The organism is Pseudomonas sp. BS-2016, from assembly GCF_001806145.1.
GTDB classification, from domain to species: domain Bacteria; phylum Pseudomonadota; class Gammaproteobacteria; order Pseudomonadales; family Pseudomonadaceae; genus Aquipseudomonas; species Aquipseudomonas lundensis.
In genome coordinates, this window is sequence record NZ_MLCT01000178.1 from 1 (window position 1) to 2,327 (window position 2,327).

At 60.3% G+C, this 2,327-nt stretch carries 3 protein-coding genes; all 3 read left to right on the forward strand.

Features of this window, described 5'->3' with window-relative positions; translation table 11 throughout:
* Positions 1–363, forward strand: a 363-nt coding sequence (locus BKD70_RS23500) for a phage holin family protein (RefSeq protein WP_256543276.1), incomplete at its 5' end; no start/stop codon positions are given.
* On the forward strand, positions 360–701 hold the full coding sequence (locus BKD70_RS23505) for a hypothetical protein (RefSeq protein ID WP_034127163.1): 342 nt from the start codon (positions 360–362) through the stop codon (positions 699–701). The genes BKD70_RS23500 and BKD70_RS23505, both read left to right, overlap by 4 nt.
* 164 nt (positions 702–865) lie before the next feature.
* The gene (locus tag BKD70_RS23510) at positions 866–2,197 is read left to right on the forward strand and encodes a deoxyguanosinetriphosphate triphosphohydrolase (RefSeq protein ID WP_034127162.1); all 1,332 of its coding nucleotides are present in this window, start codon (positions 866–868) and stop codon (positions 2,195–2,197) included.
* Positions 2,198–2,327: the final 130 nt, after the last annotated feature.

Here is a 2,327-nt window from a genome sequence, read left to right on the forward strand (position 1 = left end):
TCAGCAAGCGGTTCAACTTCCCGACGCCTGGGCGCAGCTGTGCTGGGCTTGCTGCACAGTCATGTCGAGTTGTTCGGCATTGAATTACAAGAGCAAAAGGCCCGTACCGTCAGCCTGTTGCTGTTTGCCGGCCTGGCGTTGGTGTTTGCCCTGCTGTTGCTGGTGGGGTTGTCGACGCTGGTGATGATCCTGGTGTGGGACACGGGCTACCGCCTGACCGGCATCATCTGCCTCTGCGTGTTCTACAGCCTGGCCGCTGCGTTCTGCGGTGTGCGCTTGAAGGCGGCGGTATTCGATGAGTCAACGCCCTTCCACGCCACGCTTGAAGAACTGGCCAATGACCGGGAGCGCCTGCTGCCATGAGCATGACTGAGATCCCGCAAAATACTTCTCGCCGGGAAATGCGCAAAGCCTTGATTCGCCTGCGCATGGAAATGCACCGCCAGGAAATCCGTCATGAGTCCCAACAACTCATGGCGCCCCTGCACAAAATGCGCAACATGCGCCACAACTGGCAGGACAGCCTGGGCATCAAGCACGCGCCGTTGTGGGGCGTGGCGGCGGTTACGCTGATGGGCTTCTTTACCGGCAAGGGCGCCAAGGGCGGCAGTATCAGCAGCATCACGCGCCTGGTGCGGCTGGGTGCCGGCTTGATCCCCCTGATCAAGTTGGCCATGCAAGGCTCTTCGCGCAAAAGCTGACCCTCGTGAGCCGATGACCGCAATGACCAGACACCTGCTGGTCATTGCGGTTTTTTGCGCTGCCTGTTAATTGATACCGACGCGGCCGACCGCTGGATTCGCCTGCCCTTGAAGGCCGAACCGGGAAGCTGGAACTGTCATTCACACTACGGAGAGCCTGCGCCTTGGATTGGCCCACCCTGCTAACCCGCGAACGTCTTGGAAAACCCCTGCACAGCCCTGAAGAACTGGGCCGCAGCCCCTTCCACAAAGATCACGACCGCATTATTTTCTCCGGCGCATTCCGGCGCCTGGGACGCAAGACCCAAGTGCATCCGGTTTCGAGCAACGACCATATCCACACACGCTTGACCCACTCCCTGGAAGTCAGCTGCGTGGGGCGCTCACTCGGCATGCGCGTGGGCGAAACCCTGCGCAGCGCCCTGCCCGACTGGTGCGACCCCAGCGACCTGGGCATGGTGGTGCAATCGGCCTGCCTGGCCCATGACATCGGCAACCCGCCATTCGGGCATTCCGGCGAAGACGCCATTCGCCACTGGTTCCAACAGGCCGCCGGGCGAGGTTGGCTGGATGGCATGAGCAGCGCCGAACGCAATGACTTCCTTAACTTCGAAGGCAATGCCCAGGGCTTTCGGGTACTCACCCAACTTGAATACCACCAGTTCGACGGCGGCACGCGGCTGACCTACGCCACCTTGGGCACGTACCTCAAATACCCCTGGACTGCCCGTCACGCCGACTCGCTGGGCTACAAGAAACACAAGTTCGGCTGTTACCAGAGCGAGTTGCCAATTCTTGAGCAGATCGCCCACAAGCTTGGCTTGCCCCAGTTAGAGGAACAACGGTGGGCGCGTCACCCGCTCGTCTACCTGATGGAGGCAGCCGACGACATCTGCTACGCGTTGATCGACCTGGAAGATGGCCTGGAAATGGAGCTTCTGCAGTACAGCGAAGTGGAGTCGTTGTTGCTCGACCTGGTCGGTGATGACCTGCCACAAACCTATCGCCAGCTGGGCCCATTGGACTCTCGCCGACGCAAGCTGGCGATCCTGCGTGGCAAAGCCATCGAGCACCTGACCAATGCGGCTGCGCAGGCGTTTGTCGAACAGCAGGACGCCCTGCTGGCCGGCACGCTGCAGGGAGACCTGGTGGAGCATATGCACGGCCCGGCAAAGCGCTGCGTGCTGGATGCCAAAGACATGGCGCGCAAGAAAATTTTCCAGGACAAGCGCAAGACATTGCATGAAATCGGCGCTTACACCACCTTGGAAATCCTGCTGAACGCGTTCTGCGGCGCGGCCCTTGAACAACATGGCGGGCGAACACCGTCGTTCAAGAATCGGCGCATTCTCGATTTGCTGGGCAACAGCGCGCCGGACCCCGCCTGGCCACTGCACGCCTCGTTCCTGCGAATGATCGACTTCATTGCCGGTATGACCGACAGCTACGCCACCGAAATGGCACGGGAAATGACTGGGCGTTCCAGCCCTCAGTAACGCTTGCATCCGACCGCCTGTTCCCTGAAACGAATTGCCCTACGATGGGAACAGAGCGGACTGATCGAATTCGTACAAGCATCCGAAGAATAATCACGCGTTCCCAACCGACCGAGCAATTCTACTGCCC

Excerpts from the sequence above, each read along its gene's own strand:
- BKD70_RS23505 (WP_034127163.1), top strand. The coding sequence starts at position 360 with ATGAGCATGACTGAGATCCCGCAAAATACTTCTCGCCGGGAAATGCGC.